The organism is Afifella sp. H1R, assembly GCF_021462425.1.
GTDB lineage: Bacteria > Pseudomonadota > Alphaproteobacteria > Rhizobiales > Afifellaceae > Afifella > Afifella aestuarii.
This window is the reverse complement of the sequence record NZ_JAKEDY010000002.1, coordinates 227,882-253,172: the sequence shown is the minus strand read 5'-3', so window position 1 is coordinate 253,172 and position 25,291 is coordinate 227,882. Positions and strand designations below refer to the sequence as shown.

Below are 25,291 nucleotides of genomic sequence, written 5' to 3'. Positions count from 1 at the left end.
TCATCGCGATAGGGGCTTTGCCGCCCGAAGGCAAGGCGCTTGGGGCTTTCTGCACGCCTTCCTTCAAGAGGCAAGACCGCCCTCACAGAACACGAGCCGAGGAAACGCTGATGAACGATACGCCTTTGTGGAAACCCGATCCGGCCAAAGCCGAGGCGACGCCCATGGCGCGCTTCCGCAAAACCGCTGCCGAGGCGGCGGCGGGCGAAGAACTCGGTGACTATCACGCTTTGCACGCCTGGTCGGTGCGTGATCCTGCCGCTTTCTGGAACGCGATCTGGGATCATTGCGGCGTCATCGGCGAAAAGGGCGAGCGGATCCTGGAAAGCGCCGAGGCGATGCCGGGGGCGGCCTTCTTCCCGGATGCGCGGCTGAATTTCGCCGAGAACCTCCTGACGCGCAAAGGCGCCGAGGATGCCCTCGTCTTCCGCGGCGAGGACAAGGTGAAGCGGCGGCTCTCCTGGGACGATCTTCGCGGCCTCGTCTCGCGCCTGCAGCAGGCGATGCGGGACGCCGGCATCGGCAAGGGCGACCCGGTGGCGGCGATGATGCCGAACATGCCGGAAACGATCGCCGCCATGCTGGCGGCAAGTTCGCTCGGAGCGATATGGTCGTCCTGCTCGCCGGATTTCGGCGAGGGCGGCGTTCTCGACCGCTTCGGGCAGATCGAGCCGAAGCTCCTGATCGCCTGTGACGGCTATTGGTACAACGGCAAGAAGATCGAGGTGGCCGACAAGCTCGCCAAGATCGCCGAGAAACTCCCGACGGCCGCAAAGGTCGTCATCGTGCCCTATCTCGATCAGGCCGAGGAGGTGGCGAAACGTGTGCCGCGGGGCGTCGCGCTCGATGATTTCATCGCCTCGTTCGAGGTGCAGGAGCCGACCTTCGAACGCCTGCCCTTCAACCATCCGCTCTACGTGCTCTTTTCCTCCGGCACGACGGGCATTCCGAAATGCATCGTCCATGGGGCGGGCGGCACGCTTCTGCAGCATCTGAAGGAGCATCGGCTGCATTGCTCGATCACGCCGGGCGAGAAGCTTTTTTACTTCACCACCTGCGGGTGGATGATGTGGAACTGGCTCGTCTCGGGGCTCGCCTGCGAGGCGACGCTCCTCCTCTACGACGGCTCGCCCTTCTATCCCGACGGCAACGCGCTCTTTGATTATGCCGCCGAAGAGAAAATGGCGATCTTCGGCACGTCGGCGAAATTCATCGATGCGGTGCGCAAGGCGGGGCTTAAGCCTGCAACCTCGCACGATCTGTCGGCCCTGCGCATGATGACCTCGACCGGCTCGCCGCTCGCGCCGGAGAATTTCGACTTCGTCTACGAAGCGATCAAAAAGGACATGCATCTCGCCTCGATTTCCGGCGGCACCGACATCGTCTCCTGCTTCGTGCTCGGCATTCCGACCGAGCCTGTCTGGCGCGGCGAGATCCAGGGGCCGGGTCTCGGCATGGCGGTCGATGTGTGGGACGAGGACGGCCAGCCCGTGACGGGAGCCAAGGGCGAACTCGTCTGCACGAAGCCCTTTCCGTCGATGCCGGTGATGTTCTGGAACGATCCCGACGGGATCAAATATCAGTCCGCCTATTTCGACCGCTTTCCGGGCGTGTGGTGCCATGGCGACTTCGCCGAATGGACCGAGCATGGCGGCATCATCATCCATGGCCGCTCCGATGCGACGCTCAATCCGGGCGGCGTCCGGATCGGCACGGCGGAGATCTACAACCAGGTCGAAAAGCTGCCGGAGATCCTGGAGGCGCTCGCCATCGGTCAGACCTATGACGACGATGTGCGCATCGTTCTCTTCGTCAGGCTCGCGGAGGGCGTCGAGCTCGATGCGGAGATGACGAAGCGCATCAAGCAGCAGATCCGCGACGGGGCCTCGCCCCGCCATGTGCCGCAGAAGATCGTCCAGGTCGCCGACATTCCGCGCACGAAATCGGGAAAGATCACCGAGCTCGCCGTGCGCGACATCGTTCACGGCCGCGACGTGAAGAACCTCGAGGCGCTCGCCAATCCCGAAGCGCTCGATCTCTTCCGCGATATCGAGGAACTTCGAAAGTAGGAGCGTTCGAAAGTTCGGAAATTGGCGAACGTCAGAAGACGCGGCGCAATTCGGCGTTCGCCTTTATCATGTGCATCAACGTCTCGCCTTCGGTGCGTACCGCGCGCAGATCAGCCGTTGCCAGTTTGACCGTCTTGAAGCGGGCGTACTGCACCTTGGTGGCCGACAGCGCGGTCGCATAGGCAAGCTCGAACAGGCTCTTGCCCTTGTTGGGGCCGCTGTCGACGACCTTGCTTCCTTCCGTCGAACTCGGGCTGTCCTTGTTGAGCTGGCTGTGGCTCGGTGCGTTCGGTCCGCACAGTTTCGGCGAGCCGAGCGCCCAGGTGCCGCTGACGATAGCTGCGGGCAAGGTCGCGAGCGTCTGGTCCCAGACAGGGATCGGCGCGTCATCCACATGCAGTTCGACCCAGTTCGAATGCGCGTAGAAGTCCTGCGTCGTATGAAGGAGCGCGCCGAAAGCGGCGAGCGCGGGATCCCCGTACTTGTCGCCGACCGTTTCGATGAGGTTCCATTCATCGGCGATATGCTGGATCCCGCCTGGGAAATCGCAATTGTCGAAATGCACGCAGCTTTGGGTCTGCAGCAGGTCTTGCGCCATATTGGCGAGAACCACGTAGCCGAGCTGTTGCTGATCGAGGACGCCGTCATTGGCCTCTTGGGTCAGCTCTGCGTGATAGTTGATATCGAACTTTACGGACATGGGCTTGGCCTTTCCCGGGTGGGGGGTCCTGGAAGATTGCTCAGGAGAAAAACGGGCCGCCGCAATGCGGATCCTTGGCGTAGTAGCTGCCGGTGGCGTTGAACGAATCCACGAAACACGAGGTGCGGCAGGCATAGAGCTTGGAGCAGCGTGCGCATTCCGGATCGATCAGAGCGGGTGCCACCGTGCGCTCACGCAGCGCCGCGAACGCGTCCCCGTTCCAGATCGCTTTCAGTCCGGCCTCGAAGACGTTGCCGTAGGTGAAGTCCTTCACGCCGTGCATCTTGTCGCAGACGGACACATCGCCGGTCGGAAAGATCGACATGCCCATATTGATGCCGCCGCAGGGATACCAGTCGTCTTCGCTCCATTTGCGGCTCGTGTCCTTGGGGGGATGAATGCGGCAGAGAGCGGCGTAATCGTCGCGCTTCTTTGCCACCTTCTGGCGCACCTGCGCGAGCTCTTCGTCCGTGACGTTCGTCTCTGAATTGGCGCCGGAATGGAGGGCGCCGGTCTCCATGTAGGAGATGCCGATCTCCGCAACGCCGAGCGTGACGAGAAGGTCGATCATCGCTTCGACGCCGTGTTGTGTCCTGGGTGTGAGCACGCTCTTTACGACGACCTTGATGCCGGCGTCGGTCAGATAGTGGATGGCGTTGAGGACGCGCTGGAATTGACCGCGGGAGCGCGTCACCGCGTCGTGAAGTTCTGCCGTGGGCGCGTCGAAGGAAATCGTGATCTCCTCCATCCCCGCTTTGGCGAGACGTTGCGCGATCCTCTGATCCGAGCCGATCACCGTGCCGTTGCTGGTGATCGTCGGAATCATGCCGCGGCTGAGGCCGCGCTCGATGACCTCCAGCCAGCCCTTGAAGAGCGTGGGTTCGCCGCCCGTGAGGCCGAGGAATACGACACCCCAATCCGCCGCCTCGTCGACCACCTCCAGACACTTTGTCAGGTCCCAGCGCGGGTCTCCCTTTTGCCGGAGGTCCTGGTAGCAATAGGTGCAGTCAAAATTGCATTTGAAGGTCAGCGTGATGTTGATGCCTGCGGGCACCGGCCATTGCCCATGCATGGCGCTCGCGATGACCGCGTCGTTTCCGGGATAGAGAAAGCTCTTCGGTTCGAAGCGCGGTCTGACGTGCAGATCAGGCCCCGGCTCTCTGACCGGCACATCATCTTCCGTCAGGAACATCCGGTTCTGCTCGATGAGCCGGAGCACCTGCGATCGCGCGTTCGCCGGAGAAAGCCCGAAGGTCTCTCCATACAGAAAGGCGATCTCGGTGGAGGTCATCTGGCCATGGCAGAGCGACAGAAAAAACGCGTGTGAGGGATGGATCATCCGAATGAGCGAAGGATGATAGCCATGTGCCAGCGCGTAGCCTTGCATCGGCTTCAGCCGCACATTGTCCTTCAGGACAGGAATGGAGTGCTTCGCTTCAACGCCCATTGTGGCCTCCTCCCGGCGTGCGAATTGGGCCCGTCTTCGCCGCACGGAAGGCGGCGTGAGGCGGAGAAGATCCGGCGTCCGGGGAACGGACGCCGGACGCTTCATGTCAAAGCGGTTGCACCTGGATGCAGGTGGAAAGGACGTTCCAGCAGCCGGGATCGCACCCGACGGCTTCCTTCCCGGTCTCCAGGTTCTTGGCGCGGGCCTCCGCCCGGTCCGCTTCCTCGCGCAACTGCTTGGCGAGGCCACGCAAATAGTCGGGCTGATGCAGATGTCCGGCTTCAGTTGCCATAATGACTTCCTCCTCGTGTGCGTGACGCAACACGAGAATAACGAGCGAAATCCAAAAAAGAGTCAAGTAGAAATACTCAAGAGTAAATACTGCAAAAGAATATCACCAAGCTCTTATTGGAAATGAATGTACAATAATTCTTTATTTACATTTTTATACAAAACCAGTGTGGCGGCGGAGATGCTGATCGGCGCTGGTTTCAGTCGCGTGGATGTGTGGCTGCCATTTGGACAGCGAGATCAGGCGACCAGGCCGCCGGCCAGCACCCGTGCATGTCCATGCCCGTTACAGGGCCGGCGTGAAGATGCTCGCCGTGACCACGAGGGCGACGGCGGCGAGGCCTGTGGCGGCGATCATCAGGGCGCCGTCGCAGACGAGGAGCGCGAGCCCGATGAGCGCGATGGCGCCCATCGGCGCGCTGCTCGCAAACGGGATGAGTTCCAGGGGCGGCACGGTCAGCGTCATCACAATGCAGATGAAGGCCGCGACCCGCACGAAGGGGCCGCTGGCGTAGCGGGTGAGCCGGCCGTGGAACAGGCGGTCGAGGCGGTGCGCGAAGGCGCGCATGGATTGTGTCGCCTCGCCCAGTTTCCTGGCGGAGACGCTTTGGCGCGAGACGAATTCGGGGATCCAGAAATGATCGCGGCCGAACAGCATCTGGCCTGCGAAGAGGGCAACGATGGCGGCGAGGAAGGTGGGGACGCCCGGTATCCCGCCGATCGGCGAAAGTTCGATCAAGGCGGGGACCAGGAGGAAGGGGCCGTAGCTGCGGTTGCCGAACGTGTCCATCATCTGTCCGATGGAGACGCGCTCGTGCCGGCGTGCCGTTTCGGCGAGGCGATCGACGACCTCGGTGGTATTGCGGGGACTGGATTCCATGAACGCCGAACGGCGGAGGGGAGGGTGGGTTCCACGCCGCGCCCGACTGTGCCGGTCTGCCCGCGCCGCGCCTCGAAGCCCGGCTCCGGCGGACTTCAAAGGGGTTAACGGAATTTCCGCTATCTCCAGCCGGAGCCTCCCGAATTCGCGATGGCAGCTATCGCGTAAGGTACGTTGTGCGGTGCCGCAGGCGGGCGTAGGGCAGCGGCAAGAATAGAAGGGTCAAAGCAGGAGTGATCCGATGCGCACATCCCCCTCAACCCCCCAACCCCATCTCGCTGGCGCGCACTGGCACGACGCGCTCGCACGTCAGGGCCGTTCGTTCGCTCAGATGATGTCGACCTTCGCCACCGCCTGCGATCTCGCGGCCGAAGCGGAAGCGACCGGGCACGCCCCGTCCGACGCGTTCGAGCGCCTGTGCGGCAACAAGAAAATGGCCGCGCGCCACTGACCGCCTTTCAGCACTGACTGACCTCGCAAGATGCCGGTTCCGGGTTGTCGGGGCCGGCATATTGCATTCAGAAGATGAGGATTTCCGGGCTTTTGCCCGCCGCATCCCGCCCGAGTACCGATTTCCTTCCCTCGATCCTGCCTTCGCCCTTGAGCATGGCGGACGCCCGCCCCAATAAGGGACGAGACGAAAAAATAAGGAAGGGTAGGATATGGGCGGTTACATCCTCGCCATCGATCAGGGCACGACATCGACACGAGCGATCGTTTTCGACGATCGCGCCCACGTCATGGGCGTCGGGCAGCTGGAATTCCAGCAGCATTTCCCGCGTTCCGGCTGGGTGGAGCACAATCCGGAAGACCTGTGGCGGACCACGGTGGAGACCGTGCGGCGCGCCTTGGCCGAAGCCCGGCTTTCCGCGCCGGATCTCGCCGGCATCGGCATCACCAATCAGCGCGAGACGACGCTCGTCTGGGATCGCAACACAGGCGAGCCGGTCCACAACGCCATCGTCTGGCAGGATCGTCGGACGGCACGACTTTGCGAGCGCCTCATCAAAGAGGGGCATGCCGAGCCGGTCGCCGAGAAGACCGGTCTTCTGATCGACAGCTATTTCTCCGGCACCAAGGTCAATTGGATTCTCGACAATGTCGAAGGCGCGAGGGCGCGCGCGGAGGCGGGCGACCTTCTCTTCGGCACGGTCGACACCTGGCTCATCTGGAAGCTGACGGGCGGGCGCGTCCACGCGACCGACGCGACCAATGCGGCGCGGACGCTGATGTTCGACATTCGCCGCAACGAATGGGACGACGAGCTTCTCGCCATGCTCGGCGTGCCGCGCTCCATGCTGCCGGAGGTGAAGGACAGCGCCGCGGAATTCGGCGAGACGGATCCTGCAATCTTCGGCACGGCGATCCCGATCCGCGGCGTTGCCGGCGACCAGCACGCCGCCACCCTCGGCCAGGCCTGTTTCACGCCCGGCATGGTGAAGTCGACCTACGGGACCGGCTGCTTCGCCGTCCTCAATACGGGTGACGAATTCGTCCGCTCCAAGAACAAGCTTCTGACCACGATCGCCTACCGCCTCGACGGGCGCACCACCTACGCGATCGAGGGCTCGATCTTCGTCGCCGGTGCCTCGGTGCAGTGGCTGCGCGACGGGCTCAAAATGATCGACCGCGCCGAAGAATCGGGTGAGCTCGCGGGCCGCGCCGATGACGGCCAGGACGTCTATCTCGTGCCGGCCTTCACCGGGCTTGGTGCTCCCTGGTGGGATTCCGATGCGCGTGGCGCGCTGTTCGGCCTGACGCGTTCGACGGGCCCGGCGGAACTTGCCCGTGCGGCGCTCGAATCGGTGTGTTTCCAGACGGCCGATCTCGTGTCCGCGATGCAGGGCGACTGGCAGGGCGCCGACAATCCGGTTCTGCGCGTCGATGGCGGCATGGTGGCGAGCGACTGGACGATGCAGCGTCTCGCCGATCTTCTCGATGCGCCGGTCGATCGCCCGGTGGTTCTGGAGACGACCGCTCTCGGCGCGGCATGGCTCGCAGGCCGGCAGGCCGGCGTGTGGCCGCAGGAAGAGGAGTTCGCCAAGGCCTGGCGCCCCGAACGCCGCTTCACGCCGCAGATCTCCGAAGACGTGCGGACCGCCAAGCTCGCCGGCTGGCGCGACGCCGTGCGCCGCACGCTGACCCGGCAGGACTGACGCCACCATCTCTGCCAAATGATCTCTGACGAAGACGGCCGCCGCGCGACAGCGTGGCGGCCGGTCTCGTTGTGGGCGCGGCGAAGGGGCGCGGCATTCGGGCTTTACAGGCCTCATCACAATCATATTCTTGAAGGTGAATGTGATGATTTGCGGAGAACCCTGATGCGCAAGATCCTTGCCCTCGCGAGCCTCGTTCTGGTTTTCGCTACGCCCGCCGTGGCGCAGGAAAAGCCGTCGCTCGTGACCGTCGTGACATCGCCCGAGCCGCAGACCCAGCTGATGGCGATGGTGCTCACCATGCAATCCGTGCAGCAGGGGGCGAAGGCGCGGGTGCTCCTGTGCGGGCCGGCGGCCGATATCGCCCTCAAGAATGCGCCGGCGAGCGCAATGGCGTTGCAGAAGCCGAAAGGCATGAGCCCGAAGGGGCTGATGCAGACCATGCTGCAAAAAACGGACACGGCCGTCGACGTCTGCGCCCTCTATCTGCCCAACAAGGGGCTGAACGAGGATGCGCTGATCGAGGGCGTCGGTGTCGCTGAGCCGCCGCAGATGGCGGAGCATCTCCTGGCGGAGAACACGCGCATTCTGAGTTTTTGAGAAGTCCCCGCGGCGCATGGTGGCGTCCCGGCGCGTCATTCGGGGTCCATCTGCAACTGGGGAGGCCACAACCGAGAGCATGCCCCGCCGTTGACCGGAAAACCCGCCGCTTGTAGGCGTGTCGCGTAGCATTTGGAGGACGGTTGCCGACACATCGCCCCCGTGCCTGATCGTGACCATCGCATGAGGGGATCTTTGGATCGACATCGTCTCTCCGTCCTGGGGCTCGGATATGTCGGGCTCCCGGTCGCCGCAGCTTTTGCGCGCGCGGGCTATGAGGTGGTCGCCTTCGACATCGATGCGGCCCGTGTGGCGGAATTGCGCGCCGGGCGCGATCGCAATGCCGAGGTGACGCCGCAGGATCTCGCCTGTCCAAGGCTTCACATCACGTCCGACGCGCAAGAGCTCGCCCGGGCCGATATTCACATCGTCACGGTGCCGACACCGATCACACCGGCCCGACGGCCGGATCTCAGGCCGCTTCAGAGCGCCTCGGTGACCGTGGGGCGTGTGCTGAAGGCGGGCGACATCGTCGTCTACGAATCCACCGTCTATCCGGGCGCCACGGAGGAAGTCTGCGTGCCGATCCTCGAAGCCGAGAGCGGCTTGAAGTTCGGGCAGGACTTTGCCGTCGGCTATTCGCCGGAGCGCATCAATCCCGGAGACGACCGCCATCGTTTCGAGACCATCGCGAAGGTGGTTTCAGGCTCCGATGAAAAGACGCTCGATCGTCTCGCCGGGCTTTACGGCTCGGTGCTCGAGGCGGAGGTGCATCGCGCGCCCTCGATCCGCGTGGCGGAAGCCGCAAAAGTGATCGAGAACACGCAGCGCGACCTCAACATCGCGCTGATGAACGAGCTTGCCCTCATCTTCGACCGTCTCGGCCTGCGCACCGCCGACGTGCTGGCGGCCGCGCGCACCAAGTGGAACTTCGTCGATTTCACGCCGGGCCTCGTCGGCGGTCACTGCATCGGCGTCGATCCCTATTATCTGACCGCCAAGGCCGAGGAGATGGGCCACCATCCGGAGGTCATTCTGGCGGGGCGCCGCACCAATGACGGGATGGGCGCCTTCATCGCGCGCAAGGCCGTCAAGTTGATGATCGGGCAGGGGCTGCGCGTGAAGGGCAGCCGCGTCGGCATTTTCGGGCTCACCTTCAAGGAAAACGTGTCCGATCTCCGCAACAGCCGCGTGCCCGACATCGTCGAGGAGCTGCGCGACTATGGCATCACGCCGCTCGTGCACGATCCGCTCGCGGACAAGAGCGCAGCCTTTCGTGCCTATGGGATCGAGCTCAAGGCGCTCGAGGCGATCGACGATCTCGATGCGGCCATCATGGCCGTTCCGCATGCGGCCTATCTCGCCGATGCGGGGCGAAATCTCTTCGAGCGCGTCAGAAATGGCGGCGTGGTTGTGGATGTGAAGTCGCGCTTTTCGGAGTGCCCGCCGCACCTCCATTACTGGAGCCTCTGACCGGTTCGCTCGCATAGGCGCGGCGCTCCCACTCGCCGTCGCGAAGCCGGTCGTAATCGTCGTCGAGCCGCACGACGTCGTCTTCGGCGAGATAGGTGCCCGATTGCACCTCGATCAGCTCGAGTGGGATCTTTCCGGGGTTTTCGAGCCGGTGCACGGCGCCGATCGGGATGAACGTCGATTCATTCTCGTAGAGGAGCTTTTCGGTGTCCCCGATCGTGACGAGAGCGGTGCCGCGGACAACGATCCAGTGCTCGGCGCGGTGAAAATGCCGTTGCAGGGAGAGCCGGCCGCCGGGCTTCACCTCGATGCGCTTGACCTGGAAACGCTCGCCGCGATCGATCGCCTGATAGCTTCCCCAAGGGCGATAGACATAGGCCGGCTCTTCGATCTGCGGCCGGCCGCTTTCCTTGAGCATGGCAACGAGCGGTTTGAGCGCCTCGGCTTTCGATCGATCGGTGACGAGCGTCGCATCCCGCGTCTGAACGACCGCGAGGCCCGAAAGGCCGACGATGGCGACGAGGTTGTCGCCGAGGACGTAATTGTCCTGCGCCTCGACGAAAAGGGCCTCGCCCCGCGCGGCATTGCCGGCGCCGTCCTTTTCGGTGAGCGACCAGAGCGCGTCCCAGGAACCGATGTCCTGCCAGCCGATGGAGACGGGAAGAACGCGTGTGGTCTTCGTTCTCTCCAAGACGGCGACATCGATGGAGGCGGGCGTCGTGCGGGCGAAACTCGTCTCTTCGAGCCGCAGGAAGCCGAACTCGCAACTCGCGCCGGCCACGGCTTCGGCGGCGGCCGTGACCGTCTCGGGATCGAAGCGAGCATATTCGGCAAGCAGCTGATCGGCGCGAAAGACGAGGTTGCCGGAGTTCCAGAGATAGCCGGCAGCGACATAATCCTGCGCCGCCGCAGCGTCGGGCTTTTCGATGAAGGCGGCGACGGCACGGATGGCCGACGTCTCACCGGCGCCATCGGGCCGGATATAGCCATAGCCGGTGGCGGCATGGTCGGGGCGCACGCCGAAGGTCACGATATGGCCGTGTTGCGCGCTGGCGGCGGCCTCCTGCGCGGCCGCCTGGAAGCTTGCCACATCCTCCACCATGTGGTCGGCGGCGAGCATCATGACGACCGCCTGAGGGTCGTTCCCGGCGATGAAATGGGCTCCGGCCGCGACCGCCGGCCCGGAATCCCGGCCTTCGGGTTCGAGGAGAATGGTGGCGGTCAAGCCGAGTGCCGCCAATTGCTCCGCCACCATGTGGCGATAGCGGGCGGCCGTGACGATCACGGGTGGCGCGAAGATATCCGGCGCGCTGATGCGATGGATCGTCTCTTGGAAGGTCGAGCGTTTGCCCAGGAAGTTGATGAATTGCTTTGGCGCGGATTCGCGCGAGGCCGGCCAAAGGCGCGTGCCTGATCCTCCGCACAAAATGAGCGGAACGATTGCCCCCATCGGTTCATCCCCCTGAACCCCAGGTAGCGATCGCAGGTTTTCGCAACTTATGCAAGGACGGGCGCGCCGCCCTTCGTGGCCTGCGCTCAAGCGGCGCGCTGTGCGACGAACGAGCTCTCCGCGTAGACGCAGATATTGGCGCGCCCCTGGCGTTTCGCCTGGTAGAGGGCCTGATCCGCCATGGTGTAGAGCTGCTTTGCGCCGAGCTCGCCGGAGACGAAGGTCGCAAGTCCGGCGCTCGCGCCGATGCGGATGTCCTCGTGCCCGAGGGCGAAAGGCTGTGCGACGGCCGCGAGGATCGCTTTGCCGCGCGCGAAGGCTTCAGCGCCCCCCATGCCGACCGGCATGATGACGGCGAATTCGTCGCCGCCGATCCGCGCGGCGAAAGCCTCCAATGGCAGAGCGGTGCGGATACGGTCCGCCGAGGCGCAAAGAAGCTGATCGCCGATGACGTGGCCGAACGTGTCGTTGACCGGCTTGAAGCCATCGAGGTCGAGGACGATGAGCGCGAAGCCTTCGCCCCGGGCGCCCGCCTCGCAGATCGCCATCGCCATTTTCTCTTCGAAATAGGCGCGGTTCGGCAGATTCGTGAGATGATCGTGGCGTGCGAGCAGGCTCAAGGAGCGCTCCGCCTGAAGGCGCGCGACCATGGTCTGCGAATTGTAGACGATGAGCTGTATGGCGCCGACCGCGAACATCGCCTCGATGAAGGCGAGGGCGATGTAGCTCGAGCCGCCGAGCGTCAGCGACATGGCGATGACCGGCAGCAGCACGAGGAGGAGCTGCGCGATGGCGATCCGCGGCCGTACGACCCGCACGACGATGCCGGTGAAATAGGCCATCGTGAGCGTCATCACGAGGACATCGGCCATGTGGTTCTGGAAGACGAGGGTGCGCGCCGCCAGGGCTCCGAGACAGGCGGAAAAGATCCATCCGCCGATCATGTAGGCACGCTCCCAGCGGCGCCATTCGCCGACCAGCCGGGGAGCGCTTCGGCGCCAGCGCCGGTAATGCAGGCAAATGGCGATACGTGCCAGTCCGACGACAAACCCGACGATCGTGATGGCAGCGAGGAACGGGTCGCCCGTGTCCATCGCGGCGATCGTTCCGGCAACGGCGAAGCCGATCAGAATGAGGGTGATGGAGGGCAAGGCGCCGTAAACGAGATCGAGCAGCTCGGGGAGGATCGCCTCCTCGCCATCGCTCCGCGATATGAGCATTGTCTCTGCCGTCATGGCTCCGCCCCACCTGTACGGCGAATGGGCTACAGGAGTTGAGAAGTCCTGAATCCATCCGTGAGAATGCGCTCGTCTTGAGCGGAAAGAGACGGCGGTGGATTGCGTTTCGTTTGTCCGCTCAAAGACATGCCCAGATTGTCGCAGGCGGCGGCCCGGAGAAAGCCGCGTGAGCGAGGCGCCGGTCGTCATAAAGAGGTCGGCGCTGTGCGCCCGTGGAGAACGGAGTGAGAGCGCAGTGAAGGGGAGTGAGGGCAGACGCGGATTCTCCCTTGTCTCTGCCTCGAGACACGCCCGCATCGGGCTTGCGAAGCTTGCCGCGGCGGAAGGGATCGAATAGGCCTTTGCCGTCAGCCGGTTCGGCATTGTCCAGAGCCGCATCAAGGGGAATTTGAAGGGGAGGATCGGACATGAGGAACAGAGCTGGATGGCGCGCATGGGCGGCCGGCGGAGCGCTGATCGCGGCGGCCGTGATCGCTGGCGGAGCGCAGGCGGAAACGCGCATCACCTATAAATCGGCGAAGGCCGGCACCTCCTATTATCAGATGGGCGTGGAGCTCTCCGAGGCGATCAAGCAGGGCACGGACGGCGATGTGATCCTGACGGTCGAGGAGAGCCAGGGCTCGGTCCAGAACGTCATGGAAGCAGCGGTTCGTCCGGGAAGCTTCATCTTCACCACGCCGCCGGCGCTGGTGGGCCTCGCCCAGGCCGGCAAGGGCGCCTTCGAGAAACGCCCGAGCGAAAAGTTCAAGGACGTTCGCGCCCTCTTTCCTATCCCCTCGCTCACCATGCATTTCGTCATCGCCGGCGACGAGGCGGTGCTGCCTCTGAGTGCGCTTGAAGGCAAGTCGGTGCTGCTCGGCAAAGGCTCGTTCGGCGCACGCGAGGGTGAGAAATATCTCGAGCTCTTCGATCTCAAGGACAAGGTGACGATCGCCAATGCCGAGCTCGGCAATGCCGCCGATGCCCTGAAGAACGGGCAGATCGACGCCTTCGTGACCTCCGGCTCGTTTCCGGCGCCGAACGTCGTGGAAACGGCCGCGAGCGCTGATATCGGCCTCGTCTCCATGACGGATGAGGAAGTCGAGAAGACCGGCCGCACCCGCGCCGTCATTCCCGCCGGCACCTATGCGGGCGTCGATGAGGACGTGGTGACGACCTCGCTTCCGGTCATCGCCTATACGACGACGGCGATGGACGCCGACACGGCCTATCTGGTGACGAAGACGTTCTGGGAAGAGAAGGCACGCCTGTCCGAGACGGCGCCGTGGTGGAAGGCGGTGTCGCCCGAGCTTCTGTCGGAGGTCGAAGGCAAGCTCCACGAGGGCGCTCTGCGCTATTACGAGGAAGCGGGCATCGACGTGCCGGAGCAGCTGAAATAGCGGCCCGGCTGAAACTCTCCCATTTTTCCGGCGATTGACCGAAAGGCGAGCCCGTGGACGATCCGCCGGCGAAGCATTGGCCATGGGTGGCGCTCGGGCTCGTCTCGATCGCCTTCCATATCGGCCTGATCTTTTACGGACTTGCGCCGGCGCTGGCGGCGCGTCCGATCCATATGGCGCTTCTTCTGCCGTGGATGCTGATCCTTCCGGCGAAGACGCCCTGGCAGCGTTGGAGCGGCTGGGCGCTCAGCCTCTTGGGCATCGGCGGCTGTCTCTATATCGCCTGGAACGCCTCCGACATTGCCGACCAGTATGGCTTCATCGACGGGCCCTTTCAGATGGGGCTCGCCGTGCTCCTCATCGCCGTGGCGCTCGAAACAGCGCGCCGCGCCATCGGCTGGCCGCTGCCGCTCGTGGCCCTGGCGACGCTCGCCTATGGGCTCTTCGGGCAATATGTGCCGGGCGAATTCGGCCATCCCGGTCTGCCGCTCGAGAGTTTTCTGGGGACCATGACCCTTGCCGAAGGCGGCCTGTGGGGGCAGCTCACCGGCGTCTCCGTCAATGTCGTCGCGATCTTCGTCATTCTGGGCGCGGTGTTGAATGCGGGCGAGGCCGGCAAGGGTTTCATGAATGTCGCGACGGTGGTCGCGGGCCGGCTGAAGGGCGGCGCGGCAAAGGTCGCAACCTTGTCGTCCGCGCTGTTCGGCTCCATTTCGGGCTCCGCCTCCGCCAATGTCGCCTCGACGGGGGCGATCACCATTCCGGCGATGACGAAGCTCGGCTATCCGAAATCGCTCGCCGGCGCGGTGGAGGCCGTCGCCTCCTCGGGCGGGCAGATCATGCCGCCTTTGATGGGCGCGGGCGCCTTCGTCATGGTGGAGCTGACCGGCACGCCCTACACGCAGATCATGGCGGCCGCGCTGCCGCCCGCGATCCTCTACTTCCTGACCGTGTGGGTGGGCGTCGACGCCTTTGCGACGCGCTACGATCTGCGCCCGGTGGAATCTGCCGACCAGCCGGGGCGGCGTGAGGCGCTGATCACTTCGATGTTCTTCGCCGTGCCGTTTCTGGCGCTGCTGGCTGCGATTTTCGGCGCGGGCTTCACGCCGCAATATGCCGCCTCCGTCGCCATTTTGACGGCCACGATCCTGCTCTTCTTCGATGTCCGCCTGCGCTTTTCCTTCCGCCATTTCGGCGACAGGTTCGCGATCGCCGCCGTGACGGCCGGCCGCCAGGTGGCGATGATCGGCTCCATCATCATCTGCGCCTCGATCGTCATCGGGGTTCTGTCCTTGACCGGGCTCGGCGTGAAGGTGACGTCGACCATCCTCTCCGTCGCCAACGATTCGCTTTGGCCGGCGCTTCTCCTGACGGCGCTCGCCTGCCTCATCCTCGGCATGGAGGTGCCGACGACGGCCGCCTATGTCATCTGCATTTCCGTCGCCGGTCCGGCCCTTGCCGCGCTCGGGCTGAAGCCGCTCGTCGCGCATCTCTTCGTCTTCTGGTTTGCGCTGTTGTCGACGATCACGCCGCCCGTCTGCGGGGCGGTCTTCATCGCCGCCGGCATGATCGGTGAGAACTGGCTGAAGGTGGCGGGAAAGGCGATGCTGCTCGGCATCGGGCTTTACGTGATCCCGCTCGGCATGATCGCCAATCCGTCGCTTCTCGCGCTCGGGGTGAGCCCGCTTGCGGCCCTTCTTGCCTTCGTGAAGGTGGGGGTGGGGCTATCCATGCTCTCCTATGGCATCATCGCGGCCCGCCCGCTGACGCTGCGCGCGCCTTTGGTCCTTGCGGGCGTTCTCTTCGTTTTCGTCAGCGTGTGAGGGCCAAAGGGCCGGTCGCTGCCCCTGGAAGGTCGAGATGCCCTTCTCTCGGAACCCGCCTCGCCATCTGACGTTGTCGAGGCGAAACCGAGGGGGGCGACCATCGCAGCGGAAATCTCGCAACAGTTGAAATGGGGCACACGCGGCGGCTATGCGGCCCGTGGCGTCGTCTATCTGGTGGTCGGCATCCTGGCGGTCCTCGCGGCGGTCGGGTCCACGCAGGCGGAGAACACGCGCGGCGCGCTCCGCGAAATCCTCACGCAGCCGCTCGGAGACGTGCTGCTCGGCGTCGTCGGCATTGGCCTTGCCGCCTTCGGGCTCTGGCGTTTCGCCCAGTCGTTTGGCGATCTCGACGATCATGGCAATGATGCCAAGGGCCTGCTTCTGCGCTTTTTCCTGTTCTGCAGCGGCGTCATCCATATGGGCCTTGCCGCCTTCGTGGTGAGTTTGCTTTTCGCCATTGGCGGCGGGGGCGGCGGCTCCGGCGATCCGACGTCCGGCTGGCTGACCTGGCTTTTCGGGCAGGCCTGGGGACGCTGGGTGGCCCTTGCCCTCTGTCTCGTGCCGGTCGGTATCGGCCTCGCCCATCTCTACAAGGGCTGGTGCGCCGGCTACGAAAAATACCTCGATCTCGACCGCGACAAGATGAAGATGGTGAAACCCGTCTGTTCGCTGGGGCTGATGGCGCGCGGCGTCATCTTCATCGTGATCGGCGTTCTCGCCTTCTATGCGGGCGGCATCTACGACGCCTCGAGCGCGCCGGGTCTCGAAGACGCGCTGAGCTATATTCAGGGACTGCCCTTCGGCACCGTCCTCTTGTTGCTGGTGGCGCTCGGGCTCGTCGCCTTCGCCGGCTACTGCTTCGTGGAAGCCGCCTTCCGCCGCATCCGCATGGGCTCCGTCACCGTCTCCGACCCGATGCCGCAATAGAGCCGGCGTCGAGCACGCCGGCTTCCATCTCAGATCCCGGAGGCCGCCAGAGCGGGGCTGGCACATCCGGGCGGATCAGATCCGCCCGAACCTTGCCGTTCGCCTCAGCGGCAGAGCCTGCGCGGCCCGTTATAAGGGCGGTAGGTGCCCGTGCGCGGGTCGAAGCTGCGGTATTTCGACGAACAATAGGCATACCATTCCCGCGTCCACGGGCGCGGTGCGCCGTAGCGGACCGGTGGCGGCCCATAATAGGGCCGGCGCGGACCCCATCCCGGCGGAGGCGGTCGGCGCCAACGCGGCGGCGGGCCATAGCGCGGCGGCCCGTAACGGGGAGGGCCGTAGCGAGGCGGGCCATAAGGAGGGGGGCCATATCGAGGTGGGCCGTAGCGTGGGGGAGGCGGCGGTCCCCATTGCACCGGCTGAACGATTTGTGCGGCGTCAGGCGGCACGACCGCAGGGGCTGAAACCGATGCCGCGGAGGCCGAGGGGATGCTCCAGGCAAGGCCGATGGCAAGACAGCAAATTTTGACCGTGAGGTTCTTCAATCGCATTGTTCACTCCCAGGTCTTGGGGCGGCATTATACGCCGTCTGCCGAGAGTGTTCCCGAGGTATGTCAAAGCGAAGGCGCTTTTGACGCGCGCGGGGCCTGCACACCATTTTTTCTGCCCCCCGTCGGAAAGAGGCCGATCCGGGCTGTCGCGCTCAGGCCGGCCGTTCGATCGCCATCGCCGTCGCCTCGCCGCCGCCGATGCACAAGGAGGCGATGCCCCGCGTCACATCGTATTGGCGCATCGCGGCGAGAAGCGTCACCAAAACCCGCGCACCGGAGGCGCCGATCGGATGGCCGAGGGCGCAGGCGCCGCCATGCACGTTCACCTTCTCCTGCGGCAGATCGAGATCGCGCATCGCCGCCATCGCCACGACGGCGAAAGCTTCGTTGATCTCGAAGAGATCGACGTTGCGCAGATCCCAGCCCGTGCGTTGGACGAGTTTCTCGATCGCGCCGATCGGGGCGGTCGGAAAGAGATTGGGCGCCTGGGCATGGGTGGCGTGCCCGGCGATCACGGCAAGTGGCGTGAGCCCGCGCCTGTCCGCTTCCGACCGGCGCATGAGAACGAGCGAGGCCGCGCCGTCTGAGATCGAGGAGGAATTGGCGGCCGTCACCGTGCCGCCCTCGCGGAAGGCGGGCTTGAGGCTCGGGATCTTGTCGATCCTCGCCTTGGGCGGCTGCTCGTCCTGGCGCACGGTTTCCTCGCCCTTGCGGGTCTTCACCGTGACCGGCACGATCTCGTCTTCAAAACTGCCGTCGGCGATCGCCTTTTGCGCTTTTTCCAGCGAGGCGATGGCAAAGGCATCCTGGGCGGCGCGGGTGAACTGATAGGCCTCGGCGCAATCCTCCGCGAAGGTGCCCATGAGCCGGCCCCTGTCATAGGCGTCTTCCAGCCCGTCGAGGAACATGTGGTCGATGACCTTCTGGTGGCCCATGCGGTAGCCGGAGCGCGCCCGGTCGAGGAGATAGGGCGCGTTCGTCATGCTCTCCATGCCGCCGGCCGCGGCCGCTTCGACGGAGCCGGCGAGGATCGCGTCGTGGGCGAGCATCGCCGCCTTCATGCCGGAGCCGCACATCTTGTTGACGGTGGTGGCGCCGGTGGCGAGCGGCAGGCCGGCAGCGAGCGCCGCCTGACGCGCTGGCGCCTGGCCCTGACCGGCGCTGAGGACGCAGCCGAAGATCACCTCGTCGATGGCCTCCGGCGTGACACCGGCCCGTTCCAGCGAGGCTTTGAGGGCCGCGGCGCCGAGCTCTGGAGCGGTGGCATCCTTGAGATCGCCCTGAAAGCCGCCCATGGGCGTGCGGGCGGCACCGACGATGACGACAGGATCGGGATTTTGCATGGCATGTCTCGCTTTCTGACGCGGGCAGCAAGAATGCCGTGCGCCGAAGCGCACGGGCTGAGTTCGGACAAGAGGCCAGAAGGCCGGGAGTGGGCGGCCGGGAGCGGGCGGTCCAGCTCCGAGGCCGATGGCTCAGGCGGCGTCGCTCTCGGTCTTCGCCTTCTCGCGGTTGCGCAGCATGAAGCGCTGCAGCTTGCCGCTCGGCGTCTTCGGCAGAGCCTCGGTGAACTCGATCTCGCGCGGATAGGCATGCGCGGAGAGCCGCTCCTTGACGTAGAGCCGCAGCTCTTCGGCGAGTTCCGTGGAGGCTTCCGTCCCCTCGCGCAGCACCACATAGGCTTTGACGATCTCGGTGCGCTCCGGATCCGGCTTGCCGATGACCGCCACCTCGATGACGGCCGGATGCTCGATGAGCGCGCTTTCCACATCGAACGGGCCGATGCGATAGCCCGACGAGGTGATCACGTCGTCGGCGCGGCCGACGAAGCTGATGCGCCCGTCCTCTTCCATCTCCACCGTATCGCCGGTGCGGTAATAGCCCTCGGCGATCGCCGGCGTCGGCTGCTGCCAGTAGCCGGAGAACCAGAGAAGCGGTGATTTCGCGATGTCGACGGCAAGGATGCCGGGCTTGTGCGCCGGCAGTTCGCGGCCGCTATCGTCGAGGACGGCGACGCGGTAGCCGGGCATGGCATGGCCGGCGGAGCCCGGATGCACATGGTGGCGGAGGCGGTGATGGTTGTTCACCACCATGCCGAGTTCCGTCTGCCCGTAATGATCGTGGATCGGGGCATCGAGATGCTCGGCGAACCAGCGGATGACTTCCGGGTTGAGCGGCTCGCCGGCGCTCGAGACGGCGCGGAGCTGGCCTTTGACCTCTGCGGCGGCCTCGGGTCCGGCGGCGATCAGAAGCCGGAAGGCCGTCGGTGAGCCGGCGAGATTGGTGATGCCGTAGCGCTTGATGATGTCGTAGGTGCTCGCCGCCGTGAACGGCCCGTCATAGAAGGTGGTCGCATGGCCGAGGACGAGCGGGCCGGTGACGGCGTAATAAAGGCCGTAAGCCCAGCCCGGATCGGCGATGTTCCAGAAGACGTCGTCCGCCCGCAATTCCACGGCATCGCGCATATAGACGAGGAAGGCGGCAAGCGCCTTGAGCGGCACCGGCACGCCCTTGGGGAGCCCCGTCGTACCGGAGGTCGACATCATCAGGAAGAGATCGTCGCCGGAGCGCATCACCGGCGCAAATTCCTCCGACTGTCGCGCCATGGCGCTGTCGAAGTCGATGTCGCCCGCTGAAGAGGCCGTGCTGTCCCCACCGCCGACGAGGACGACGCGGGGAAGAGCCGCGATCCCCTCGAGCTTGCCGCGATTGGCCGTGTCGGTCACGACGAGGCGGGCGTCCGACATCCGGAGCCGGTGCTCGATCGCTTTCGGGCCGAAGGCCGTGAAGAGCGGCTGGTAGACGGCGCCCGCCCGCCAGGTTCCGAGAATGATGGCAAGGAGTGCCGGCGTGCGCGGCAGCATGCCCGCGACGACATCGCCCGGCTTGACGCCTTCCTCGGCGAGAAGATTGGCAAAGCGCGCCGAGAGCTTTTGCATCTGCGCGAAGCTGTAGGTCTCCTGACGGCCGTCGGCGCTGATATAGTGAAGCGCCGTGCCGCCGCCGGCCACATGCCGGTCGCAGCATTCGACGCAGGCGTTGATCCCAGTTTCGAGATCGCCCGAGAGAAGCTTCGTGATGTCGTCGAGACGAAAGTTCGCGATCGCGTCGGCATAATCGTCGCGGTCTTCGCTGCCAGAAGGCGCGGCCATGTCTGTCCTCCCTGAGTTCCTTATCCGCGGCGGCGGAGGAACCGTGTTCTTTTGTGAAGGCAGGTTAGCGATGAAGAGATGTGGCGTGCGATGACCGAATTGCTCTAATTTCGTGATCGGTTTTGCCACTTTCTGGGGAGCGGGTTCGCTTGGAACGGCGCATGATCGCCCCGTGTTTCGTCGAAGACGCGCTCGCCTGTCTGGACCGGCGCGGCATCGCGCGAGAGCCGCTCCTGCGGCAGGCCGGCATGCCGCCAATCGTGGTGGAGCCGGTGTCGGCCGAGCAATATGGTGCGCTCTGGCTGGCGGTGGCGCTTGCGGTCGATGACGAGTTCTTCGGCGAGGCGGCAAGGCCGATGCCGCGCGGCAGTTTCACGCTTCTGTGCCATGCGATCCTGTCGGCCAAAAGCCTGGAGCAGGCGCTGCGGCGGGCGCTGCGTTTTCTGCGGGTCGTTCTGGAAGACCCTTATGGCGAGCTCTGCGTCGCAGACGGGCTTGCCGAAATCGTCCTCAAGGACAAAGCTGGCCCGCGTTCCGCCTTCGCCTACCGCACCTATTGGATCATGGTGCACGGGCTCTCCTGCTGGCTGATCGGGCGGCGCATTCCGCTCCGCCGGGTCGACTTTCGCGGACCTCCGCCACCATATGAGGCCGAATACCGCTTGTTCTTCGGCGCGCCCGTGCGTTTCGATCAGCCGGAGAGCGGGCTCGTCTTCGATGCCGATTTTCTGAAGCTTTCACCGATCCGCGACGAGCGGGCGCTGCGCGAATTCCTGCGTCAGGCACCCGCCAACATCCTGGTGCGCTACCGCCACGATGCGGGGCAGGCGGCACGGCTGCGCGAGCGCCTGCGGGCGATGCCGCCCTCGGCCTGGCCGGGCTTTGAGGAATTCGCGGCGCAGATGCGTCTGCCCGCCTCCACCTTGCGGCGGAAGCTGCGTCTCGAAGGCCAGACCTACAACGACATCAAGGACGAGCTGCGCATGGCGGTGGCGACGCAGGAGCTTCTCCACGGCCATTCAAAGGTCGGAGAGCTTGCCGCCGACCTCGGCTTTTCCGAGCCGAGCGCCTTTCATCGCGCCTTTCGCCGATGGACCGGCAAGAGCCCGGGCGAGTTCCGCCGCGAGGCGAGAAAGCCTGAGCCCCGATCGCCCGGCGAGACAGGTTCGGCGCCGAAGAAGACGCTTTGAAGGCGCGACGAATCCGCCGCAATCGCGGCTTCCGGCACGACTTTTGGAGCTTCCATCATGGACAAGGCGTTCACCTGCGGTACCTAGCTGATGGTCGACCGTTGATCGAGCTGTGGGGGGAAAGGATGCAATCTGGGGAGCTTGCCTCGATGCTTCGGATTTTCCGGCGTTCGCACCGCGTGCCGATGGTCGCGTCACCCATCGTCGGAGATTTTGGAGATCGTCCATGAAAACTCTCATCGCCCTGGCTGTCGCGGCCGGAACGTTCGCCGCCAGTAGTGCCTCCGCCCAGGTGGTCGTCTCCTCCAAGATCGACACCGAAGGCGGCGTCATCGGCAACATCATTCTGGAAGTCCTGAACGATGCCGGCATCGAGACGGAAAACCGTCTGCAGCTCGGCGCGACGCCCGTGGTGCGCAAGGCGATCACCGCCGGCGAGATCGACATCTATCCGGAATATACCGGCAACGCGGCCTTCTTCTTCAATCGCGCCGACGAGCCGGTCTGGACGGATGCCGAGAAGGCCTACGATATGGCCAAGAAGCTCGACGGAGAGGAAAACGACATCGTCTGGCTGACGCCGGCGCCGGCCAACAACACCTGGGCCGTTGCGCTTCGAAGCGATGTGGCAGAGGAGAACGGCATCACGACGTTCTCCGATTTCGGCAAGTGGGTGAAGGATGGCGGCGAGGTCAAGCTGGTCGCCTCCTCGGAATTCGTGAACTCCGCCGCGGCTCTGCCGGCCTTCCAGAAGGCCTATGACTTCAAGCTCAATTCCGATCAGCTCATCGTGCTCTCGGGTGGCGATACGGCGGCGACGATCCGCGCGGCGGCGCGAGAGACGAACGGCGCCAATGCAGCGATGGTCTACGGCACCGACGGCGCGATCCAGGCGGCCGGCCTGCAGGTTCTGGAAGACGACAAGGGCGTGCAGCCCGTCTATCAGCCGACGGCGATCATCAGAAAACCCGTCCTCGACGAGCATCCGGAGATCGCCGATCTCTTGAAGCCCGTGTTTGAGGCCCTGACGCTCGAGACGCTGCAGAAGCTCAATGGCCAGGTGCAGGTCGAGGGCCAGCCGGCGGGCGATGTGGCGCATGAATTCCTCGTCTCGCACGATTTCATCGACGGCTGAGCCGGGCTTTGTGATCCCGCGTCCTGACAAGCTCGGCGCGCCCATGGGCGCGCTGCTGGCGGTTGCGCTCGCTCTGCCGCTTTCGAGTTACCGGGCCAACCGGATCGCGCTCGCCGAGGCGCGCGGGCTTTTCGAGGCGCTGCCCGCCGTCTGGGCCGCGGCGCTGCTCGCCTGCGCGGTCGCCACCATTGCGGTCGCGCTCTTCGTGCGCCCGCCGGCGATCCGGCTCGCCGCCCCGGCGCTGACCCTGCTTCTCCTCCTGATCGCGATCGGCGTGTCGGCGCGCATGCTGATGGCGGACGGAGCCGATTACGCGCGCGTGGCGCCGGGAGCGGGCTTCTGGCTCGCGGGCTTTGCGCTGTCGATCCTGATCACCGATGCGATCGTCAGGCTGAAGCCCGGCCCGCTCCTGAGGCTCGGCGTCTTTGCGCTCGCCGCGGCCGCGATCGGCGCGATCCTCATGACCGGGGAATGGGACGCCTTGTCGATCCTCGCCGAATATCGCGGGCACGCGGCGACCTTCTGGCGGGAGGGCGCGCATCATCTGCAGCTCGCCTTCGGTTCGCTTGCCGTCGCCATCGCCGCCGGTGTGCCGATCGGCATTCTGATCCATCGCTCCGAACGGTTGAAAGGCCCGGTCCTCAGCACCTTGAGCCTCATCCAGACGATTCCGTCGATCGCGCTCTTCGGCATGCTGATCGTGCCGTTGAGCTGGGTGGCGGCGAACGTGCCGGGCGCCTCCGAAATCGGCATTCGTGGCATCGGCATGGCGCCGGCCTTCGTGGCGCTGTTTCTCTATTCGCTGTTGCCGATGGTGGCGAACACGGCCGCCGGGCTTTCCGGCGTGTCGCCGAGCGTCACGGAAGCGGCCGCCGGCATGGGGCTGAAGAGCCGCCAGAGGCTCATCTCCGTCGAACTGCCGCTCGCTTTGCCGGTCATTCTGACAGGCGTGCGCATCGTGCTCGTGCAGAATATCGGCCTCACCACCATCGCCGCGCTCATCGGCGGGGGCGGTTTCGGCACCTTCGTCTTCCAGGGGCTCGGCCAGACGGCGACCGACCTCATTCTTCTCGGCGCGCTGCCGACGGTGGCGCTGGCATTTGCCGCCGCCGTCGTGCTCGACGCCGTCATCGACGTTCTCCCCGGAGCAAAGGCATGATCCGCATCGAAGGCCTCACCAAGGAATATGCCGGCAATGCCGTCGTTCGCGACGTGTCGATGGAGATCGAGGCGGCGACGATCACGGTGATCGTCGGTACGTCCGGTTCGGGCAAGTCGACATTCCTGCGGATGATCAACCGGCTCGTCGAGCCGACACGGGGGCTGGTGGAGATCGACGGCACCGATACGCGGCAGATGAAAGCCTATGAGCTCCGCCGCCGCATCGGCTATGCGATCCAGGATCACGGGCTTTTTCCGCATTGGACGGTCGCCCGCAACATCGCCACCGTGCCGAAGCTCCTCGGCTGGGACCGCAAGAAGATCGACGCACGCGTGCACGAGCTTCTGGAACTCCTGCAGCTCGATCCCGACGAGATCGCGCCGCGCTATCCGCACCAGCTCTCGGGCGGTCAGGCGCAGCGCGTCGGCGTCGCCCGCGCGCTTGCCGCCCGTCCCGACATGCTTCTGATGGACGAGCCCTTTGGGGCGCTCGATCCCGTCATCCGCGCCAAGGCGCAGACCGATCTCAAGAGCATCCAGGACCGCCTCGGCTCCACCATCCTGCTCGTCACCCACGATATGGCCGAGGCGATCAGGCTCGGCGACCGCATCGCCGTGATGAGCGAGGGGCGCGTCGAACAGCTCGCCCCGCCGGCCGAAATCCTGACCCATCCGGCGAGCGACAATGTCCGCAACCTCGTCGGCGACGACGACCGGCCGTTCCGCTATCTCTCGCTCATCCCGGTGAGCGAGCGGACTGAGGAAGGAACCGCGGAAGGCACGCCGATTGCCGCCGATCGCTCGCTGTATGATGCGCTGGCGGAGATGATCTGGAGCGGCCGCGAGGTCCTGCCGGTGGTCGGTGAGGACGGGTCGGCGCGCGGTCTCGTGCGGCGAGGGGCGCTTCTCGATGCGGCGCGATCGGTGGCATGAGCCGGCCTTTCGTCCTCCTCCTGCGGCTTGCGCTCGTGGCGCTGGTGCTCGCCTTCCTCTTCGTCCCGGAGGCGTTCAGGCCGCTGCTCGAGCCCTTCGCACCGGTGGGCGCGCCGGCGATCTATGACCGCGCGAGCCTTCTCGACCTCACCATCTCGCATCTTCTGATCGTGGTGGCGGCGATCGTGCCGGCGACGCTCATCAGTGTGGCACTCGCGATCCTGGTGAGCCGGCCGATCGGTGCGGAATTTCTGCCGCTGTCGCGCGCCATCGTGAATATCGGCCAGACCTTTCCGCCGGTGGCGGTGCTGGCGCTTGCCGTGCCGGTCGTGGGCTTCGGCACCTGGCCGACATTGATCGCCCTCTTTCTCTACGGGCTTTTGCCGATCTTCGAGAACACGCTCGCGGGCTTGACCGGTCTGCAGCCGGCCGTCGCGGAAGCGGCGAAGGGGACGGGCATGACGGGGCGGCAGAGGCTTTTTCAGGTGGAGCTGCCGCTCGCTCTGCCCGTGATCCTCGAAGGCGTGCGCATTTCGCTCGTGATTGCGCTTTCGACGGCGACGATCGGCTCCACGGTCGCCGCCAAAGGCTTGGGCGAGGTGATCATCGCCGGGCTCAATTCCAACAATCTCGCCTTCGTGCTGCAGGGCGGCCTTTTGACCGGCGCGCTCGCCGTCATCCTCTATGACGGTCTCGGTGAAATCTCGCGGATGACGGCCGCCCGTAGCTAAAC

General features: G+C 65.1%; 22 protein-coding genes. 13 read left to right on the top strand and 9 right to left on the bottom strand.

Going from position 1 to position 25,291, the window contains the following annotated elements:
- The first annotated feature begins 110 nt into the window (after positions 1-110).
- Complete coding sequence (locus tag L0F51_RS12825; RefSeq protein WP_234629618.1) at positions 111-2,069, top strand: acetoacetate--CoA ligase; 1,959 nt, start codon at positions 111-113, stop codon at positions 2,067-2,069.
- A 31-nt stretch (positions 2,070-2,100) separates the two neighbouring features.
- Here L0F51_RS12825 and L0F51_RS12820 read toward each other — a convergent pair whose 3' ends face one another.
- The 4 genes from L0F51_RS12820 to L0F51_RS12805 form a co-directional block, all read right to left on the bottom strand.
- Positions 2,101-2,769 (bottom strand): Het-C domain-containing protein, encoded by a 669-nt coding sequence (locus tag L0F51_RS12820; RefSeq protein ID WP_234629617.1) that lies wholly within the window; start codon positions 2,767-2,769, stop codon positions 2,101-2,103.
- A gap of 40 nt (positions 2,770-2,809) precedes the next feature.
- Positions 2,810-4,216: a radical SAM/SPASM domain-containing protein gene (locus L0F51_RS12815; RefSeq protein ID WP_234629616.1), complete on the bottom strand. Its 1,407-nt coding sequence runs from the start codon at positions 4,214-4,216 to the stop codon at positions 2,810-2,812.
- 106 nt (positions 4,217-4,322) lie between these two features.
- Complete coding sequence (locus tag L0F51_RS12810) at positions 4,323-4,508, bottom strand: hypothetical protein (RefSeq protein WP_092809035.1); 186 nt, start codon at positions 4,506-4,508, stop codon at positions 4,323-4,325.
- 285 nt (positions 4,509-4,793) lie between these two features.
- Positions 4,794-5,387 carry an exopolysaccharide biosynthesis protein gene (locus L0F51_RS12805; RefSeq protein WP_234629615.1) on the bottom strand — a complete coding sequence of 198 codons (594 nt, stop codon included), beginning with the start codon at positions 5,385-5,387 and terminating at the stop codon, positions 4,794-4,796.
- 241 nt (positions 5,388-5,628) lie between these two features.
- Here L0F51_RS12805 and L0F51_RS12800 point away from each other — a divergent pair, with 241 nt between their 5' ends.
- The 4 genes from L0F51_RS12800 to L0F51_RS12785 all read left to right on the top strand — a co-directional run bounded on the left by L0F51_RS12800 (position 5,629) and on the right by L0F51_RS12785 (position 9,616).
- Positions 5,629-5,838 carry a hypothetical protein gene (locus tag L0F51_RS12800; RefSeq protein WP_234629614.1) on the top strand — a complete coding sequence of 70 codons (210 nt, stop codon included), beginning with the start codon at positions 5,629-5,631 and terminating at the stop codon, positions 5,836-5,838.
- Positions 5,839-6,049: 211 nt separating this feature from the next.
- Positions 6,050-7,543 carry a glycerol kinase GlpK gene (glpK, locus tag L0F51_RS12795; protein ID WP_234629613.1) on the top strand — a complete coding sequence of 498 codons (1,494 nt, stop codon included), beginning with the start codon at positions 6,050-6,052 and terminating at the stop codon, positions 7,541-7,543.
- 165 nt (positions 7,544-7,708) lie between these two features.
- Positions 7,709-8,143, top strand: a complete 435-nt coding sequence (locus tag L0F51_RS12790) for a hypothetical protein (protein ID WP_234629612.1) — start codon at positions 7,709-7,711, stop codon at positions 8,141-8,143.
- 195 nt (positions 8,144-8,338) lie between these two features.
- Positions 8,339-9,616, top strand: coding sequence for a nucleotide sugar dehydrogenase (locus L0F51_RS12785; RefSeq protein ID WP_234629611.1), 1,278 nt, complete (start codon positions 8,339-8,341; stop codon positions 9,614-9,616).
- On the opposite strand, the gene L0F51_RS12780 is transcribed toward L0F51_RS12785, so the two are convergent.
- Complete coding sequence (locus tag L0F51_RS12780; protein WP_234629610.1) at positions 9,537-11,066, bottom strand: mannose-1-phosphate guanylyltransferase/mannose-6-phosphate isomerase; 1,530 nt, start codon at positions 11,064-11,066, stop codon at positions 9,537-9,539. The two genes, L0F51_RS12785 and L0F51_RS12780, sit on opposite strands and share 80 nt — an antisense overlap.
- 86 nt (positions 11,067-11,152) lie before the next feature.
- On the bottom strand, positions 11,153-12,301 hold the full coding sequence (locus L0F51_RS12775) for a GGDEF domain-containing protein (RefSeq protein WP_234629609.1): 1,149 nt from the start codon (positions 12,299-12,301) through the stop codon (positions 11,153-11,155).
- Positions 12,302-12,711: 410 nt separating this feature from the next.
- Here L0F51_RS12775 and L0F51_RS12770 point away from each other — a divergent pair, with 410 nt between their 5' ends.
- From L0F51_RS12770 to L0F51_RS12760, 3 genes are all read left to right on the top strand, one after another.
- Positions 12,712-13,683: a TAXI family TRAP transporter solute-binding subunit gene (locus L0F51_RS12770; protein ID WP_234629608.1), complete on the top strand. Its 972-nt coding sequence runs from the start codon at positions 12,712-12,714 to the stop codon at positions 13,681-13,683.
- Positions 13,684-13,736: 53 nt separating this feature from the next.
- Complete coding sequence (locus L0F51_RS12765) at positions 13,737-15,506, top strand: TRAP transporter fused permease subunit (RefSeq protein WP_234629607.1); 1,770 nt, start codon at positions 13,737-13,739, stop codon at positions 15,504-15,506.
- A 126-nt stretch (positions 15,507-15,632) separates the two neighbouring features.
- Positions 15,633-16,436, top strand: coding sequence for a DUF1206 domain-containing protein (locus tag L0F51_RS12760; RefSeq protein ID WP_234629606.1), 804 nt, complete (start codon positions 15,633-15,635; stop codon positions 16,434-16,436).
- A 104-nt stretch (positions 16,437-16,540) separates the two neighbouring features.
- Here the strand turns inward: L0F51_RS12760 and L0F51_RS20190 are convergent, their stop codons facing one another.
- The 3 genes from L0F51_RS20190 to L0F51_RS12745 all read right to left on the bottom strand — a co-directional run bounded on the left by L0F51_RS20190 (position 16,541) and on the right by L0F51_RS12745 (position 20,139).
- Entirely contained in the window at positions 16,541-16,987 is a 447-nt protein-coding gene (locus L0F51_RS20190) for a BA14K family protein (protein ID WP_370642401.1), read from the bottom strand.
- Between the two features lie 152 nt (positions 16,988-17,139).
- Positions 17,140-18,330: an acetyl-CoA C-acyltransferase gene (locus L0F51_RS12750; RefSeq protein WP_234629605.1), complete on the bottom strand. Its 1,191-nt coding sequence runs from the start codon at positions 18,328-18,330 to the stop codon at positions 17,140-17,142.
- 132 nt (positions 18,331-18,462) lie between these two features.
- On the bottom strand, positions 18,463-20,139 hold the full coding sequence (locus tag L0F51_RS12745) for an acyl-CoA synthetase (RefSeq protein WP_234629604.1): 1,677 nt from the start codon (positions 20,137-20,139) through the stop codon (positions 18,463-18,465).
- 149 nt (positions 20,140-20,288) lie between these two features.
- On the opposite strand from L0F51_RS12745, the gene L0F51_RS12740 reads away from it, so the two are divergent.
- The 5 genes from L0F51_RS12740 (at position 20,289) to L0F51_RS12720 (ending at position 25,289) form a co-directional block, all read left to right on the top strand.
- The gene (locus L0F51_RS12740) at positions 20,289-21,329 is read left to right on the top strand and encodes an AraC family transcriptional regulator (RefSeq protein WP_234629603.1); all 1,041 of its coding nucleotides are present in this window, start codon (positions 20,289-20,291) and stop codon (positions 21,327-21,329) included.
- A gap of 226 nt (positions 21,330-21,555) precedes the next feature.
- Positions 21,556-22,464 (top strand): ABC transporter substrate-binding protein, encoded by a 909-nt coding sequence (locus tag L0F51_RS12735; RefSeq protein ID WP_234629602.1) that lies wholly within the window; start codon positions 21,556-21,558, stop codon positions 22,462-22,464.
- On the top strand, positions 22,427-23,623 hold the full coding sequence (locus L0F51_RS12730) for an ABC transporter permease (RefSeq protein ID WP_255701431.1): 1,197 nt from the start codon (positions 22,427-22,429) through the stop codon (positions 23,621-23,623). Before L0F51_RS12735 ends, L0F51_RS12730 begins: the two co-directional genes overlap by 38 nt.
- On the top strand, positions 23,620-24,558 hold the full coding sequence (locus tag L0F51_RS12725) for an ABC transporter ATP-binding protein (protein ID WP_234629601.1): 939 nt from the start codon (positions 23,620-23,622) through the stop codon (positions 24,556-24,558). The genes L0F51_RS12730 and L0F51_RS12725 overlap by 4 nt, the downstream gene beginning before the upstream one ends.
- On the top strand, positions 24,555-25,289 hold the full coding sequence (locus tag L0F51_RS12720) for an ABC transporter permease (protein ID WP_234629600.1): 735 nt from the start codon (positions 24,555-24,557) through the stop codon (positions 25,287-25,289). The genes L0F51_RS12725 and L0F51_RS12720 overlap by 4 nt, the downstream gene beginning before the upstream one ends.
- Positions 25,290-25,291: the final 2 nt, after the last annotated feature.